General features: G+C 65.0%; 16 protein-coding genes. 7 read left to right on the forward strand and 9 right to left on the reverse strand.

Going from position 1 to position 15,316, the window contains the following annotated elements:
- Window positions 1-14: 14 nt before the first annotated feature.
- Window positions 15-320: a hypothetical protein gene (locus tag FHS79_RS02300; protein WP_184194784.1), complete on the reverse strand. Its 306-nt coding sequence runs from the start codon at window positions 318-320 to the stop codon at window positions 15-17.
- A 64-nt stretch (window positions 321-384) separates the two neighbouring features.
- Here FHS79_RS02300 and FHS79_RS02305 point away from each other — a divergent pair, with 64 nt between their 5' ends.
- Window positions 385-942 carry a sterol desaturase family protein gene (locus FHS79_RS02305; protein WP_243452593.1) on the forward strand — a complete coding sequence of 186 codons (558 nt, stop codon included), beginning with the start codon at window positions 385-387 and terminating at the stop codon, window positions 940-942.
- The gene (locus FHS79_RS02310) at window positions 942-1,406 is read left to right on the forward strand and encodes a hypothetical protein (protein WP_184194786.1); all 465 of its coding nucleotides are present in this window, start codon (window positions 942-944) and stop codon (window positions 1,404-1,406) included. Before FHS79_RS02305 ends, FHS79_RS02310 begins: the two co-directional genes overlap by 1 nt.
- Here FHS79_RS02310 and FHS79_RS02315 read toward each other — a convergent pair.
- The 3 genes from FHS79_RS02315 to FHS79_RS02325 all read right to left on the reverse strand — a co-directional run bounded on the left by FHS79_RS02315 (window position 1,345) and on the right by FHS79_RS02325 (window position 4,666).
- The gene (locus tag FHS79_RS02315) at window positions 1,345-2,379 is read right to left on the reverse strand and encodes an alpha/beta fold hydrolase (protein ID WP_243452594.1); all 1,035 of its coding nucleotides are present in this window, start codon (window positions 2,377-2,379) and stop codon (window positions 1,345-1,347) included. The two genes, FHS79_RS02310 and FHS79_RS02315, sit on opposite strands and share 62 nt — an antisense overlap.
- Complete coding sequence (locus FHS79_RS02320; protein WP_184194789.1) at window positions 2,376-3,755, reverse strand: cytochrome P450; 1,380 nt, start codon at window positions 3,753-3,755, stop codon at window positions 2,376-2,378. The genes FHS79_RS02315 and FHS79_RS02320 overlap by 4 nt, the downstream gene beginning before the upstream one ends.
- Window positions 3,756-3,859: 104 nt before the next feature.
- Window positions 3,860-4,666, reverse strand: coding sequence for a hypothetical protein (locus FHS79_RS02325; protein ID WP_184194791.1), 807 nt, complete (start codon window positions 4,664-4,666; stop codon window positions 3,860-3,862).
- A gap of 100 nt (window positions 4,667-4,766) precedes the next feature.
- On the opposite strand from FHS79_RS02325, the gene FHS79_RS02330 reads away from it, so the two are divergent.
- The 5 genes from FHS79_RS02330 to FHS79_RS02350 all read left to right on the forward strand — a co-directional run bounded on the left by FHS79_RS02330 (window position 4,767) and on the right by FHS79_RS02350 (window position 8,351).
- Complete coding sequence (locus tag FHS79_RS02330) at window positions 4,767-5,279, forward strand: DUF421 domain-containing protein (protein ID WP_184194794.1); 513 nt, start codon at window positions 4,767-4,769, stop codon at window positions 5,277-5,279.
- Complete coding sequence (locus tag FHS79_RS02335) at window positions 5,276-5,653, forward strand: YidH family protein (RefSeq protein WP_341534403.1); 378 nt, start codon at window positions 5,276-5,278, stop codon at window positions 5,651-5,653. Before FHS79_RS02330 ends, FHS79_RS02335 begins: the two co-directional genes overlap by 4 nt.
- Window positions 5,654-5,720: 67 nt before the next feature.
- Window positions 5,721-6,890 carry a lycopene beta-cyclase CrtY gene (crtY, locus tag FHS79_RS02340; protein ID WP_184194797.1) on the forward strand — a complete coding sequence of 390 codons (1,170 nt, stop codon included), beginning with the start codon at window positions 5,721-5,723 and terminating at the stop codon, window positions 6,888-6,890.
- Window positions 6,887-7,822, forward strand: coding sequence for a phytoene/squalene synthase family protein (locus FHS79_RS02345; protein WP_341534404.1), 936 nt, complete (start codon window positions 6,887-6,889; stop codon window positions 7,820-7,822). The genes crtY and FHS79_RS02345 overlap by 4 nt, the downstream gene beginning before the upstream one ends.
- Before the next feature lie 160 nt (window positions 7,823-7,982).
- Window positions 7,983-8,351: a response regulator gene (locus tag FHS79_RS02350; protein WP_184194800.1), complete on the forward strand. Its 369-nt coding sequence runs from the start codon at window positions 7,983-7,985 to the stop codon at window positions 8,349-8,351.
- 25 nt (window positions 8,352-8,376) lie between these two features.
- Here the strand turns inward: FHS79_RS02350 and FHS79_RS02355 are convergent, their stop codons facing one another.
- From FHS79_RS02355 to FHS79_RS02375, 5 genes are read right to left on the reverse strand one after another with little or no spacing between them, the layout of a single operon-like run.
- A complete protein-coding gene (locus FHS79_RS02355) occupies window positions 8,377-10,788 on the reverse strand; it encodes an FdhF/YdeP family oxidoreductase (protein ID WP_184194803.1) in 2,412 nt (803 codons plus the stop codon).
- Between the two features lie 40 nt (window positions 10,789-10,828).
- Window positions 10,829-11,701 (reverse strand): formate/nitrite transporter family protein, encoded by an 873-nt coding sequence (locus FHS79_RS02360; protein WP_184194806.1) that lies wholly within the window; start codon window positions 11,699-11,701, stop codon window positions 10,829-10,831.
- Window positions 11,701-12,168: a hypothetical protein gene (locus FHS79_RS02365; RefSeq protein WP_184194809.1), complete on the reverse strand. Its 468-nt coding sequence runs from the start codon at window positions 12,166-12,168 to the stop codon at window positions 11,701-11,703. The genes FHS79_RS02360 and FHS79_RS02365 overlap by 1 nt, the downstream gene beginning before the upstream one ends.
- Window positions 12,165-14,651: a cytochrome c oxidase subunit I gene (gene ctaD, locus FHS79_RS02370; RefSeq protein ID WP_341534405.1), complete on the reverse strand. Its 2,487-nt coding sequence runs from the start codon at window positions 14,649-14,651 to the stop codon at window positions 12,165-12,167. The genes FHS79_RS02365 and ctaD overlap by 4 nt, the downstream gene beginning before the upstream one ends.
- Window positions 14,648-15,259: a cytochrome c oxidase subunit II gene (locus FHS79_RS02375; RefSeq protein ID WP_243452595.1), complete on the reverse strand. Its 612-nt coding sequence runs from the start codon at window positions 15,257-15,259 to the stop codon at window positions 14,648-14,650. The genes ctaD and FHS79_RS02375 overlap by 4 nt, the downstream gene beginning before the upstream one ends.
- Between the last annotated feature and the right edge of the window lie 57 nt (window positions 15,260-15,316).

A 15,316-nucleotide genomic window follows, 5' to 3' on the forward strand; every position in this document is an offset into this window, starting at 1 on the left:
GGGCGCGGCAAAACTCACACCAGGCAGCCGATGCCTGTGCGCAAAAGCTCGGCCACAAGGGCCGGATCGCCATCGGCAGCAAGCTGGCGGGCAATGTCCTCGACGCGCATCCGCTCGATGCGATTGCCGTTCATCCGTGCCAGCCGATCGAGGCTGCGCAGCTGCGATGTGCTCAGCCGCTGCTGCAGCCGCACACCCATGCACTGCGCCTGCCCTTGTGGCACGCCGACTTCGACAAGCTTGCGCTCGATCCGCTGCGCCGGGCTGGCGCATCCCGCCAACAGCAAACCCACCCCTGCCATCGCAACCAAACCACGCATGATCGTCTCCACCTGCGGCAACTGACACCTCGCCAAGACCTGCGCCCAGGGCTATTGAGGCGGCATGAACGACATCATTCATATGTGGCCGCAGGTCAATTTTCTGGAGGGGCTGGGCATCGTCCTGCTCGTCGTCGCCATCATGGAGATCGTCGCCATCGTCAGCCACAAATGGGTGATGCACGGCTTTCTCTGGAGCCTGCACAAATCGCATCATGAACCCCGCCACGGCAATTTCGAAAAGAACGACTGGTTCGCCGTCATGGGCGCGGTGCCGTCGATCATCCTCCTCGTCTGGGGCACCGGCTGGAACGAGCCGTTCATCACCGCGATCGGCGCGGGCATCACCGCCTATGGCGCCATCTATTTTGGCTTCCACGACATTCTCGTCCATCGCCGCATCAAGCACAGCTGGAACCCGCAGGGACGCTATCTCAAGCGCATCGTCCAGGCGCACCGCCTCCACCATGTTGTCGAATCGAAGCACGGTACCGTGAGCTACGGCTTCCTCTGGGCACCCCCGGTGCGCGAGCTGCTCGCCCAGCTCGAAGCCTCGGGGGCCGGCAAGCTGCGCTCAAACAAACTCTCCCGCGACATGGCGGTCTCCGAAGTCGAGGTCTGATGAAGCTGCGCCGGCAAGTCGTCCTGCCCGCACCCTTCGCTGCCGTGGCCGATGCGCTCCAGCGCCCGGCGCTGATGCGCGCCGCCACCGCTCCGCTCATGCAGCTCCGCTCGGCCGAACCCGGCGGCTATCCCGACCGCTGGCCCGGCGGCGTGCACCGCGTCACGCTCCACCTGTTCGGAATCCTGCCCCTTGGGCCGCAGATCATCGATGTCAGCTGGCCCGCCGCCCCGCCCGGCGAAGCCCGGCTGCGCGACAATGGCCGCGGTCCGCTCATCAAGCGCTGGGACCATGCAATCACCGTGCGCGACAATGGCGACGGCACCAGCACCTATATCGACGAGCTCGACTTCGGCGCCGGGTTGCTCACGCCCCTCGTCTGGTTGTCAGCGAAGGCGCTGTTCATCCACCGGCAGCGGCGGCTGCTGGCGCTGGCGAAGCAGGGGTTGCATACACTTCACTGAGCAGCCGCAACAGCGGCACCAGCGACCGATCGGGCGCCTCCTCCATCGGGATATGCCCCACGCCATCGAGCACCGTCACCCGTGCGTTCGGCAGCCGCTCGGCAAACCAGTCGGCCACCGTCACCGGGATCAGCCGGTCCTCGCGTCCCCAAAGGATTACCGTCGGCACATCGAGTTTGCGCAGCGCCTCGCCGTCCCCCGGTGGGTTGTACTGGCTGAAGCGATCGAGCGTCGCCTGCCTGTTCTCGGGGTAGAGCAGCAGCTCCCAGTAGCGGTCGATCATCGCATCATCGACAATCCCCGTCACCGACACCGACTGGATGAGCGATCGTTCGATGATCCAGCGCGGCGTCACACTCGCCAGAATGTCGCGCGCCATCGGAATGCGCGCCAGATAGAAGCCCAGCGGCGGCTTCGACCCCGCCGGCATCGGCTTGCCGCTGGCATCGACCAGCACCAGTCCGGCCAGCCGCTCCGGGTGCGCCACCGCATAGCGCCACGCCACCCCGCCACCCATCGAATTGCCGCCCAGCACCATCCGGTCGATCTTCAGCTTCAGTCGCACCGCCTCGACGATCGCCACATAGGAATCGGTCGAATAATCCCGGTTCGGCACAGCGCCCGAAAGCCCATGCGCCGGAAAGTCGAGCGTCACCACCCGGTAGCGGTCCACCAGCCGCGCCACCCAGGGCTCCCAGGTGTGCAGCGAGGCGTTGGAGCCATGCAGCAGCATCACCACCGGTCCATCGCGCGGGCCCTCATCGCGCACATGCACCCGTGTGCCGGGCGAAAGCTCGATGAACTGCGACGCGGCATTGGTGTATTTGGCGCGCATCGCTACCCCATCGGTATCCGGCTCGCGCAGCGCCAGCAGCACCAGTGCCAGCAGCACGACGATCACCAGGATCCCCAGCCCAAGCCATATCAGCAGCCGAACGCCAAGCGGCCGCCGCGCCTTCGTTGCCGGGCTCAAAGCGTTTCGAACCGCACCGGAAGCCCATCCTTGGGCCGCGGAATCGGGAACATCTGGAACTCGCCCGTCGCCCCCTCGCCCAGCACGATCCGCTGGCTCTGCAGCACCGTGAAGAAAAACGCCTTCACCTGCATGTAGGCAAAGTGCAGCCCCAGGCACATGTGCGCGCCGCCACCAAAAGGCACCCAGGCATATTTGTGCCGCCCCTTGCTGTTCTCGGCCGTAAACCGATCGGGGTCGAACCGCTCAGGGTCCGGCCAGACATCTGGAAGCCGGTGCGTCACCATCGGGTTGATCCCCACATGGCTGCCCGCCGGGATGGACTGGTTCATGAACACGAACGCCTTCACCGCGCGCCGCGGCATCGAAGGTACCGGCGGGATCAGTCGCAGCGATTCCTTGAACACCCGCTCGGTCACTTCCATCTCGCCAAGTGCTGCATAGGGCAGCTTGCCGCCATGCCGCCCGGCGACGCCCATCACCTCGGCGCGCATCGCCTCCTGCCATTCGGGGTGCCGCGCCAGGAAGTGCACCATCGACGTCATCGAAGACGTGATCGTGTCATGCGCCGCCATCATCAGGAAGTTCATGTGATCGATGATGTCCTGGTCGCTCAGCAGCTTGCCATCCTCGTCACGGGCGTTGCAGATATGCGTGAAGATGTCGTCGCTGCTGCTCCCGCGCCGGCCCGGAATTTCCTTGCCGAAGAACTCGCTCATGAAGCGCCGGCCTTCCACCCCGCGCTTCATCTGCGTGAACGGCAGCGGCTTCCTCACCACTGCGATCGACGCGAGCACCATGTCCATGAAAGCCTTGTTGATCTTGTCGGCATCCGGTCCCCATGGCACGCCCAAAAAGCTTGCCGCCGCCAGGTCGAGCGTCAACGCCTTGATCGCCGGGTAGAATTTGAAATTGCCCTTGGCACTCCAGTCCGCCGTACCCTTGGCAATGCCCTCGAGCAGCCCGCCCAGATAATGCTGCATCGGCTCGGTCTTGAACGCCACCGACAGCGTCTTGCGGTGCACCCGATGCTCCTCGAAATCCATCAGCATCAGCCCGCGCGGAAACAGCCGGTCGAGGATCGGATTCCACCCCAGCGCGCTCGAGAAAATCTTGTCCTTGTTGAACAGCACGAGCTCATTGGCTTCGGGCCCGATGAGGCTAACCCCCCAACCACCGAAATCCTGCCGGCGGAACACCCGGCCATACTGCTCCACCAGCCGCATCGAATTGCCCAGCGGGTCCTTGAGAAAGCTGATCGTGCGCAGCATCTTGATCCGCGCCGGTGGCATCCCTGGCAAATGCGCCAGGTCCGCCATGCTCGGCTCGGGCAGATCCGCCGGCACAAAGGCCGATGCAGCGTGCGGCGCGTTCATCAATTGCTCCCGGGTTCAATCAAGCCAGACTCAAATCACGCACCATCGATACGCAAATTGCTCCACCGCCGCAATGCGACATCGGCCTGAAGCCGGCGCGAAGCTCAGCGCTTCCAAAGCTCCGGCTCGCGCCCTGGCGCTGTCAACAACATCGAACGCGGGTATACTTCCATGGCCAAGCGCCAACGCCAGCCGTTGTCGGCTTCCAGCTCAAGCGTGTTGCCTTTCGCTTTCCATCGCCCCCGCTCTGCCGCCGGCACACCCTGTTCCAGATCCTGTCCGATCATCTCGCCTGTGCTGCTTCGGTGAACCATGCTCACGAAAGACTGCGACCCCTCGACATATCTTCCGTCGCGCCCGAAAAAGCGCGAAGTCGTGCTCACATGGCTGAAATCGTCCGATGAATAGTGGCGGCTATGGTGCCAGCTTCCCAACAGCCGTTCATCGAACCCGCTGCCAAGGCCAGCAATGTCCAGCCTGCGTTGCAGTCGCGCAACATGCTCCTCGCCCAGCAAAATCCCGGAAAGTTCGATGGCCGTGTCAATCGCCAAGCCTTCCGGCAGTGTCATTCCTTGATCCCGGCACCAACGCAGCGCCGACCCGACACTCCACAAGTGAAAGAGCAGCCCGTAGAGCCCTTCCTCGTCCTCCGTGGCCAGCACCGCGCGCTCGGCGTCCACCAGGAACGAAGCCACATCCTCCCGACCGGACATCAACTGGAACATCTCGGGGATATGGACCATGTGATATCGCAATAGCGCGACAATCGCATCGGTGCTTTCAACCATGTCCTGATGGCCGATTTCCTCCAGCGTGCCCCGCACGAACCAGCGAGCGAAGTCACCGTCATCGCCCGCACTGATACGCTGGACAATCGACTTCATCGCCACGATGTCGAAATCTTCGGCCATGGCCTTCATGGTACCACACACCGCTGGAGTCGTCACGACCACGCCCGCGCCTTCAGATCAGTGCAAGGAAACGAACGACCCGCTGCTGCGTTGATCATCGATGCTGTTCGACAATCTCCAGGGCGTGCTGCGCGTCGTCATCATGGGCGCGCTCGCCTATGTCGCCCTCATCGCCATCTTGCGCTCGAGCGGCAAGCGCACGCTTGCCAAGATGAACGCCTTCGATCTGGTGGTCACCGTGGCGCTCGGCTCCACGCTGGCCACCATCCTGCTCTCGAAGGACGTGGCCCTGGCCGAAGGCATCGCCGCCCTGCTGGTGCTGGTGCTGCTGCAATATGCCATCGCCGCAATGTCGGTGCGCTGGCGCTGGGTCGCCGAACTGGCGAAGTCCGACGCCCGTACCCTGCTCCTTGACGGCGTCATCGACAGCGCCGCATGCCGTGATGAGCGCGTCACCGAAGAGGAACTGCGCAGCGCCGTCCGCAGCGCCGGCCATGGCGACCTTGACGGCATCGCCGCCGTCGTCATCGAAACCGACGGCCGCTTCAGCGTCATCCCGCAAGGTCAGGCCGGATCTCGCTCCGCCTTTCCTGCCCGCCCCGAAAAGCAGTGAGCGCCGACAATCACAACGATCTCGCCGAAGATCGCACCGATCTCGCCGAAGATCGCACCATGCTGGCACATGAGCGCAGCTTCGCCGGCTGGCTGCGCACCGGTATGGCCGCCGTCGGCATCGCGCTGGGGTTCAACGCGCTGTTCCAGTCGCTGCAGCCAGTGTGGCTGCCCAAGGCCATCGCCACCACCTTCCTGCTGCTCGCCATCTTCATCTTCATCTCGGCCGAGCGACGGGCGCGCAGCTCGACCGACCGGCTGGAATCGCACCACATCGAGCGCCTGCGCCCGGTGCGCATCCGCATGGTGACGTGGGGGCTGGTGATCGCCACCACCGCGCTCGGCGTGGCGCTCTGGCTTCCGGAAGCGACCTGACCGTCCGCAGGCCGTCGCACATTGTCACGCTGGCCTTCCGCCGCTGCTTCACCTAACCAGACAGAGCATGCAGCACGACCTCATTCTCGCCGGCGGCGGCCTGGCCAATGGCCTCATTGCCTATCGGCTGGCGCAGCTGCGCCCCGATGTGAAAGTGACGATCATCGAAGCCGGCCCAACCATCGGCGGCAACCACACCTGGTCGAGCTTCGCCCATGATCTCACGCCTGCGCAGCAGGAATGGACAAGTCCTTTCTTCCGCCATCGCTGGGATCGCTACTCCATCCGCTTCCCCGAGCACGGCCGCACCATCGAGGCCGGCTATGGCAGCATACCCTCCGAAGCCTTTGCCGAGGAGCTGGCCAAGGTGCTGCCGCCCGAGCGCATCATCACTGGCATGCCTGTCGTCGCCCTCGATTCGACCAGCGTGACGCTCGCCGACCAGTCGGTGCTGCGCGCCGGCTGCGTGATCGATGCGCGGGGCCAGCGGCCCGCAAAATCGCTCGACCTGCGCTGGCAAAAATTCCTCGGCCTCGAAGTCGAGCTGGCCGAGCCCCACGATCTCACCGGCCCGATCATCATGGACGCCACCGTGCCGCAGTATGACGGCTATCGCTTTGTCTACACCCTGCCCTATGGCCCCAGGCACGTCCTCATCGAAGACACCTACTTTTCCGATGGCAAGGATCTCTCCCCCCAGACGCTGCGCGATCATCTCGCCGATTATGCCAAGGCCCAGGGCTGGGAGATCGTCCGCATCATCCGCGAGGAAGTCGGAATTCTGCCCTTGGGCATCGGCGGGGACATCAAGGCCTTCTGGAACGAAGACAGCATCCCTCGCGCCGGCCTGCGCGCCGGGCTGTTCCACCCCGTCACCGGCTACAGCTTCCCCGATGCAGTGCAGGTCGCCGATCTGGTGGCCTCGCTTCCCGATCTGTCGGCAGGCCCGGTCTTCCGCGCCATCCGCGCTCACAGCATCCGCGCCTGGGAAGCACGCGGCATGTACCGCATCCTCAACCGCATGCTCTTCCTCGCAGCGCACAACGAGGAGCGGCGTACCATCCTCAGCCGCTTCTACCGCCACCCCGATGCGCTCGTTGGCCGCTTCTACGCCGCCAAGCCCGAATGGCGGGACTGGACCCGCATCCTTTCGGGCAAGCCGCCGATCCCGCCGGTGCGCGCCCTGAAGACCTTGCTGAACTATGAGCTGAAGCGCCGGGGATCAAAGCAGCCGTGACCGATGTCCTCTCCCACGCCAAGGCCGCCATCGCCCGCGGCTCCAAAAGCTTCGCACTGGCCTCCAGATTGTTCGACGCGCCCACGCGGGACCATGCGATGCTCCTCTATGCCTGGTGCCGCCACACCGATGACGTGATCGACGGCCAGGTGCTCGGCGAAGGCCGCAACGACGATACCCGCCCCCCCGCCGAGCGGCTTGCCGAAGTCGAGCGCCTGACCGAACTCGCCCTGGCCGGCACGCCGGAGGGGGACCCGGCCTATCATGCACTCGCCCGGGTGGTGCACGAGACCGGCATGCCGCCGCAGTATCCGCGCGATCTCATCCATGGCTTCCGCATCGACATGGAGGAGCGGCCGTTCCACACGCTCGAGGACACGCTCACCTATTGCTATCATGTGGCCGGCTGCGTCGGCGTGATGATGGCGATCGTTATGGGCGTCGACCCCAAGGACCGCGCCACGCTCGTCCGCGCGTCGGACCTTGGAATCGCCTTCCAGCTCAACAACATCGCCCGCGACATCATCGAGGATGCGATGAACTCGCGGCGCTACATTCCCGATGACTGGCTGGCGAATGTCGGCCTTACGCCCACCAACTTCGCCTTCCCCGCCCAGCGCCGCCAGCTGTTCCGGCTGCTCATCCGCCTCGTCGACCAGGCCGAGGACTATGAGCTGTCCGCCCGCCACGGCACGCCGGCCTTGCGCAACCGCGCCGCCTGGGCGGTGCTGGCTGCCGCAAGCATCTACGGGGGCATCGGCCGCAAGCTGCGCAAGGCCGGCCCCGAAGCGCTCGAATCGCGGATGCGCACGACGATGCCCGAAAAGCTGCAGGCCGTCAGCCTGGCGGCCAGCCAGACGCTCGTGCGCAAGCGCCGCTGGTCGGGGACGCACGATCGCTCAGGCCTGTGGACGATGCCCGACAACGCGTAGCGACAGCTTCAGCCCGAGCGACCAGCCAAGCGCAACCACTGCTGACGTGTAGCGTTGATGCATCACGGCACCTCGGATCATCATGAGTGGCAGAGTGCATGGCAGTCATGTCCTCGCACCTCTGCATGGCGGCGGCGCCTTTCAATGCAGGAGCGCAGGCATGAGCATGGACACCGGGGCAGCTGCCTGCATCCTTGTCGTGGAAGATGAATGGCTGATCGGCGACCTGATCGAGGACATTCTCTCCGAGGCAGGTTTTCGCGTCTGCGGCCCAGCCGGCTCGGTCGAGCAGGCGTTGCTGCTGCTGAAGAACAAGACAATCGATGCGGCAATCCTCGATATCAATCTCGGCACGGAACGCAGCTTTCCTATTGCCGAGCGACTGAAGGAGCAGGGCACGCCGTTCATGTTCATGACGGGCTATACGGCTTCGGAAGTTCCTGAAGAGTTCAGCGGCAGCCCAATCATGTCGAAACCCTTGGCACCGGTGCATCTGATTACTGCCGTACAGCAGCTCCTGCACCGCTGAAGGACGCCGGCGAGGGGCAGCAGCATCATTCCGCCCGCGCCGGCTTTGCAGCGGAAGCCTTCACCCGCACCGGCACCGCCTTATAGGCCGGCGTATGGGCCTGGATATCATGGTGACCCAGTGGCACGAGCGGCGACGTCTCCGGAAAATACGCCGCGCACGAGCCCTGCGGGATATCATATTCCACAACGCGCAGCGCCTGCACGACACGTTCATGCCCATCCTCGATCGCACAGCTCAGATCGACGAAATCACCGTCCACAAGCTCTATCGCCGCAATGTCGGTAGCATTCATGAACACCACCATCCGGGTGCCGTTCACACCGCGGAACCGGTCATGATAGCCATAGATGGTGGTATTGAACTGGTCGTTGCTCCGCACCGTGGTCAGCTGCAGCACGCCCTCCTCGCCGTAGCGTTCCGCCGCACCACCGAACATCTCCGTCGGCAGCAGGAAGTTCGCCTTGCCGCTTCGCGTGTTCCACTTGCGCTCCCGTGCCGCGATCGGCCGGGTAAGCCCGCCGGGATCGAACATGTGCGCGTCGAGGCCGCCGAACGTCGCCGGCCAGGTCTTCTCGATGGCAAGGCGCACTTTCGAATAATCGCCTGTCCACGCCGCCCAGGGCACATGCGGGTTGTCGGGCAGCGTCGCCGCCGCAATCCCGGCAATGATCGCCGGCTCGGACATCAGCTCCGGCGACGCCGGGGTCACGCGCCCCCGCGAGCCATGGAACTGCGCCAGGCTGCTCTCGATCGACACCGCCTGCGGACCGCTGGCCTGCACATCGACCTCGATCCGGCCAAGGCACGGCAGCAGATAGGCAATCTCGCCATGCACCAGATGGCTGCGGTTGAGCTTGGTGGCAATCGCCACCGTCATCCGCAGTTTGCCCCAGGCGTCCTCCACACGCGGAATATCGGGCACCGCGCGGGTATAATTGCCGCCCAGCGCGATGAAGGCCTTCACCTTGCCCTCGATCATCGCTTCGCAGCCGGTCACCGTCGTATAGCCCTCATGCCGCGGCGGCTCGAAATCGTAGAGCTCCTTCAGCTTGTCGAGCGGCGCCAGCTCGGGCTTTTCGGTGATGCCCACCGTGCGTTGCCCCTGCACATTCGAATGGCCGCGCACGGGGCAGATGCCGGCGCCCGACTTGCCTATGTTGCCGCGCAGCAGCAGAAGATTGACCAGCATCTGCACCGTCTCGGTGCCATGCACATGCTGCGTCAGCCCCATGCCATAGATGCACATCACCTTTTCGGCCTCGGCATATTGCTTTGCCACCGCTTCCAGCTGGTCGCGGGAAAGCCGCGAGATCTGCTCGATCTGCAACCAGTCCGCCGCCCGGCAATAATCGGCAAAGGCCTCGAAGCCGCTGGTATGCTCGGCGATGAAATCATGGTCGAGCACCCGCCGCGCCTTCGAGGCAGCCGCACCCGCCTTGATGCTGAAGCCGCCATCGTCGTCGGTATCCGCCAGGATCGCCTCGCGGTCGGTCGCCCCCGCCTTGCCGACGTCCTGGCAGGCATCGTCCATTTCCACCAGCGCCTTGCAGATGCCGGTCAGCGCCGCCAGGTCACCGCCCACCGCCACCTGCAGGATCGAGTCCGAAATCACCGTCTCGCCGCCCGTCAGCATCTGCTTGGGCGATTGCGGATCGGTGAACCGCTCCAGCCCGCGCTCACGCATCGGGTTGATGCTGATGATGCCGGCGCCGCGCTTCTTGGCATCCTGGAACTGGTGCAGCATGCGCGGCGCATTGGTCGCCACATTGTGCCCGAGATAGATCATCAGGTCGGTCGTCTCGAAATCCTGCAGCGTCACCGTGCCGACCGAAACGCCGATGCTCTCCGGCAACGCCACGCTCGTCGATTCATGGCACATGTTCGAGCTGTCGGGCAGGTTGTTGGTCCCATACATCCGCGCCAGAAGCTGGAACATGTAGCTGGCCTCGAGGCTGGCACGGCCGCTCACATAGAAGATCGTCTGGTCCGGATCGCCCTGCAGCGCGCGCAGCTCCTGCCCGATCTCCGCAAAGGCGGTTTCCCACGCCACCGGCCGATAACGGTCGGTCTCGGGGTCCCAGCGCATCGGCATGGTCAGCCGGCCCGCTTCCTCCAGATCATGGTCGAGCCAGCCCCGCAGCTCGGACAGGGTGTGCGTCTCGAAAAACTTCTGGTCGGCACGCTTGCGCGTCACCTCCCACGCCGTTGCCTTGGCACCATTCTCGCAATATTCGAACGGCAGCGGCTTGGCCGGCTTGCCCCATGCACAGGACACGCACATGAAGCCATCGGGCTTGTTCTGGTAGCCGAGCGTGATCGCCGCATCGGGAACATGCTCGCTGATCAGCTTGCGTGCGACCGAGCCGAGCGACCCGTAACCACCCGACGGGCCGGAATATTCCTCGATCTTCGGGTCGTCCTTGGGGCCGCTCATGGCAAGGTCCTTTCTGTCGTGAAATGGGCTGAATGCATCGTCAGTCCGTCGCCGTTCCGGGCCGCTTGCGCAGATAGGCAAACCAATAGGCACCCCCGACGGCAAAGCCGCCGATGATGTTGCCGATGGTGACGGGCAAGAGATTGCCGAGAAACGAGGCCAGGGTAACGGCCGCATAGTCGCCGGCAGACGCGCCGGCTGTTGCCCAGAAGCCGGCGTCGGCAAACTGCTGCACCATCCAGCCGAACGGGATGATGAACATGTTGGCGATCGAATGCTCGAGCCCCGCCGCGACAAAGGCCGCAATCGGCAGGATCATCACCAGTACCTTGTCGGCAGCGCTGCGCGCCCCGAACGCCAGCCACACCGCAAGGCACACCAGCATGTTGGCAAGAATGCCGCTCGCCAGCGCCGGGCCGAAGGCCAGCCTGACCTTGGCATCCGCCATCTCGAGCGCGGCAATCCCGACCGCGCCGTCGCCCGCCACATGCGCGCCGGCCATCAAGGCGAGCGCCGCAATGCTCAGCGACCCGACAAGGTTGAAAACATATGCCAGCCCGAGCGCCCGCAGCAAGGCCCCGAACCCGACTTTGCCCTCGGCAAGGGCGATGATCAGCAGCGTGTTGCCGGTGAACAGCTCCGCGCCGCCAACGATCACGAGAATCAGGCCAAGCGAAAACCCCAGCCCGGCAACGAATTGCGCCGCCCCAAAGGCCATGGTGCCATCGCTCCCGGCGAGCGAAACGATCGCGAACAGGCCCCCGAAGCTGATGTAGACGCCGGCCAGAAGGGCGAGCACCGCCAGCGTGCCGAAATCGAGCTCCGCCTTGGTCGTGCCCTTCGCGCAGGCTTCGGTGGCGATCTCGTCAGGCGGCCGCACTTCGACGACATCGACTGCAGCATCGGCCGGCATCAGCCGAACTCTTCCGGGAAGACCATATCTCGCACGGCCAGGGCCTCTCCATGTTCGGGTGTGGCGGAGGGTGCCGCTGGGCGGCAGCGTGTTCCATTGGAACATCCGACCATGCCGATTGTTCCCCGAGACCATGGCACGGCATCCGTTCCACATGGCGCGGAGAGCACGACCGGCAGGCCGGAAATCACCATCGCAAACAGCCCGGCAGCGGCAGATCCCCGTGCCAGCCAGTCGAGCAGCGCAATCTTGCCGGGTGCGGCGCGCCACTGCAGCCAGGTCCAGGCGGCAATCGACCCGACACTCACGATCCAGGCAAAAGCCAGCACCAGCCGCTGCAGATCGACCGGGCCGATCCGGATCGCCGGCCAGCCGAGCGCGCAGGCGACGCCGTGAAGACCATAAAGGATCGAGAACCCGACCGCCCAGGCGAGCCACCCGCCAATCGCGCGCAGCAGTGCGCTCATGCCAGCATCGCCGGCACCTTGGTGGCAAGCAGCACCACCGCAGTCACCGCCAGCGCATAGCCGTGCCACATCGCGGCGACGCGGACATCGACCGTCCGCTGGTCCGACACGAAGCCGGCCCTGATGCGCGCCAGCGCGAAGCCGGTCAGCAGCAGCGCCAGCGCGACATGGAAGGCGGCATAGACGAACAGCACCATCACCGTCGCGGCATAGGCATGGCTGGAGGGCGGCGGAATGGCGGTTGCCGTCTCATGGATCAGCAGCGCCAGCGCCACGACCTGCGCCCCCGTCATCATCCAAAGGAATCGCCGCCTCTCGGTCAGCGTCGCGCGAACAGCCGTCGCCTTGCGCGCCGCCAGGCTGGCACCCGCGAGAACCGCCAGGGCGACAATACCGCCTATCGGCGATGCCGCGATCAGCGCCGGCGGTGGCCAGCCCCCGGCGATCGTCCACAGATAGGCGTAGCCGAACACGAGCGTCGCAAACAACGTCCCGTCGGCGACGATGGCGAACACGCTCCCCCAATGGCCGGGCGAGCCCGGGGCCTCGGCATGGACCGGCAGCGCCAGCTCATGCCCCGCGTCGAGCAACCCGAAATTCTTGCCGTTCGTCGTCGTCCAGGCCCAGCGCCATGCGCAAATGGCGACCGCGACCAGGAACACCGGCGCCAGAGCATAGACCCCGGCGAGGATCGAAACGAAAAACCCGCCCGTCATCACCGCCGTCAGCAGCGGCAGCAACGTGTTGCCCGGCAGCAGCACGATATATTCGGGGCGACCGGTCAGCATGTGGCTGCCCATGGTCTCGCGCCAGCCGTGGCGCGGCTCCCCGAGAAAGCCCTCCCCGCAAGCCAGTTTGAGGGCAAGCTGTGGATCATCGGTCACCGGCTCGAAGTCGGACACGCTCGGCAGGCTGGCGAAATTGTAGCTGGGCGCCGGCAGCGGCATCGCCCATTCGAGCGTTCCCGCCCGCCACGGATTGCGCTGCGTATGGCGCCCGAGCCAGATCTGCAGCGCCACGTCGAGCGCGAACAGTGCAAAGCCGAACGCCATGATGAAGCTGCCGAACGAAGCGAGCAGATTGTACCACGTCCAGCCCATCGCCTCGGGATAGCTGTAGATGCGCCGCGGCTGGCCGAGCAGCCCCACCATGTGCATCATCAGGAAGGTCAGGTTGAAGCCGATGAAGATCAGCCAGAACGCCGCCTTGCCCAGCCGCTCGATCGGTTGCCGCCCGGTGAAGTGCGGCAGCCAATAGACAGCCCCCGCCAGCATCGGGAAGACAAAGCCGCCGACGAGCACATAGTGAAGATGCGCGGTGACGAAAGCCGTGTCATGCGCCTGCCAGTTGAATGGCACCATCGCCAGCATCACCCCGGTCAGCCCGCCGATGATGAAGACGACGAAGAATCCCAGGATATGGAGCATCGGCAACTTGAGCTCGGGGCGCCCCGCCCAGATCGTGCCGATCCAGGCAAAGATCTGGATGCCGGTGGGAATGGCGACGAGCGCCGATGCCGCCGAAAAGAAGCCGAGCGCCATGTGCGGGATGCCGGTGGTGAACATGTGGTGCACCCACAGCCCGAAGCTGAGGATCGCCAGCGCCAGGATTGCAGCGATGATCCAGCCATATCCGATGATCCGCGTGCGTGCCATCACCGGCAGCACCGTCGACACCACCCCGGCCGCCGGCAGGAAGATGATATAGACCTCGGGATGGCCGAACAGCCAGAACAGGTGCTGCCACAGCAGCGGATCGCCGCCACGGTTCGGATCGAAGAACGGCCAGTCGAACGCCCGCTCGAGCTCGAGCAGAATCGATCCCAGGATCAGCGGTGGAAAGCCGATCAGCATCATCAGCGCAGTCACGAGCAAGTACCAGGCGAACAGCGGCATCCTGTCGATCCGCAGGCCCGGCGCGCGGAGCTTGAGCACCGATACCATGATCTCGATGGCGGCGGCCATCGCCGACACCTCGACAAAGGTCACCCCGATCAGCCAGACATCGGCGTTGATCCCCGGCGTGAACGGCTTCGACGAGAGCGGCGTGTACATGAACCAGCCGCTGTCCGGCGCCACGCCGAAGAACAGCGACAGGACCAGGATCGTGCCGCCGAACAGATAGCACCAATAGCCGAATGCCGAGAGCCGCGGAAACGCCATGTCGCGCGCACCCAGCAGCTTGGGCAGCATGTAGAATGCCAGTCCCTCGATCATCGGGATGGCGAACAGGAACATCATGATGCTGCCGTGCATCGTGAACAGCTGGTTGTAGATCGCCGGCCCCACAAAGGCACTGCCCGGCGTCGCCAGCTGGGTGCGGATCAGCATCGCCAGCACCCTGCCGATGCAGAAGAACACGAAAGCGGTGATGATGAAGCGCCGCCCGACATCGCTGTGGTTCACTGTCCCCAGCGCGCCGCGCAAGCCGGGCCCGCGGTCCCAGATGGCATGCATCGCCCGGTGGCGGCGAAGCGCCGTCACGACGCCGCCGCCAAAACGCCGGCCCAGCTCGCCGGATCATGCGCAATGACGAGGAAACGGTTGCCGCTATGCCCGATCCCGCAGAACTCCGCACAGACGCCGCCATAGCGGCCGGGCTGCGCCGCCACCAGCCGCAGCCGGTTGGTCTTGCCCGGAATGGCATCCATCTTGCCCGCCAGCGCCGGCACCCAGAAACTGTGAATCACGTCCTCGGAGCGCACGATCACATCGACCGGACGCCCGGCGGGAATGTGCAGCACGCCGATGGTTTCTTGTCCCCGGCCATCGGCAAGCACCGGCCGGAAGCGCCAATGCCATTGCCGCGCAATGGCCTCGATCTCGACGACATCGGCCGCCGCCACCGGCTGCAGCCGTTCGCCGATCACCAGTCCGTAGAGAAGCAGCACGATGAGCACGGTCGTTGGAAAGGCGATGCCGAGCCCGATGATCCACAACCGAACCGATGCCGGGCCGCCGTTGCGAACCAGAAAGGCCATCCCCAACAGCCCGGTCGTCAGCCCGAAGATCGCCACCGCCCCCGCCAGCATGACCCACCACAGGTTCGCGATCGCCCCGGCCGACGGTCCGCCCGGAGCCAGTGTCGACAAGGGGCCGGCGCACCCGGCCAGTGCAACCAGGGAACAAACCCCCACGACCGCGCGTTG

The sequence above is a fragment of the Polymorphobacter multimanifer genome, assembly GCF_014205635.1.
Taxonomy (GTDB): Bacteria; Pseudomonadota; Alphaproteobacteria; order Sphingomonadales; family Sphingomonadaceae; genus Sandarakinorhabdus; species Sandarakinorhabdus multimanifer.

Coding starts and splice junctions, on each gene's coding strand:
- FHS79_RS02300 (WP_184194784.1), bottom strand. CDS start 320: ATGCGTGGTTTGGTTGCGATGGCAGGGGTGGGTTTGCTGTTGGCGGGA.
- FHS79_RS02305 (WP_243452593.1), top strand. CDS start 385: ATGAACGACATCATTCATATGTGGCCGCAGGTCAATTTTCTGGAGGGG.
- FHS79_RS02310 (WP_184194786.1), top strand. CDS start 942: ATGAAGCTGCGCCGGCAAGTCGTCCTGCCCGCACCCTTCGCTGCCGTG.
- FHS79_RS02320 (WP_184194789.1), bottom strand. CDS start 3,755: ATGAACGCGCCGCACGCTGCATCGGCCTTTGTGCCGGCGGATCTGCCC.
- FHS79_RS02325 (WP_184194791.1), bottom strand. CDS start 4,666: ATGGCCGAAGATTTCGACATCGTGGCGATGAAGTCGATTGTCCAGCGT.
- FHS79_RS02330 (WP_184194794.1), top strand. CDS start 4,767: ATGCTGTTCGACAATCTCCAGGGCGTGCTGCGCGTCGTCATCATGGGC.
- crtY (WP_184194797.1), top strand. CDS start 5,721: ATGCAGCACGACCTCATTCTCGCCGGCGGCGGCCTGGCCAATGGCCTC.
- FHS79_RS02350 (WP_184194800.1), top strand. CDS start 7,983: ATGAGCATGGACACCGGGGCAGCTGCCTGCATCCTTGTCGTGGAAGAT.
- FHS79_RS02355 (WP_184194803.1), bottom strand. CDS start 10,788: ATGAGCGGCCCCAAGGACGACCCGAAGATCGAGGAATATTCCGGCCCG.
- FHS79_RS02360 (WP_184194806.1), bottom strand. CDS start 11,701: ATGCCGGCCGATGCTGCAGTCGATGTCGTCGAAGTGCGGCCGCCTGAC.
- FHS79_RS02365 (WP_184194809.1), bottom strand. CDS start 12,168: ATGAGCGCACTGCTGCGCGCGATTGGCGGGTGGCTCGCCTGGGCGGTC.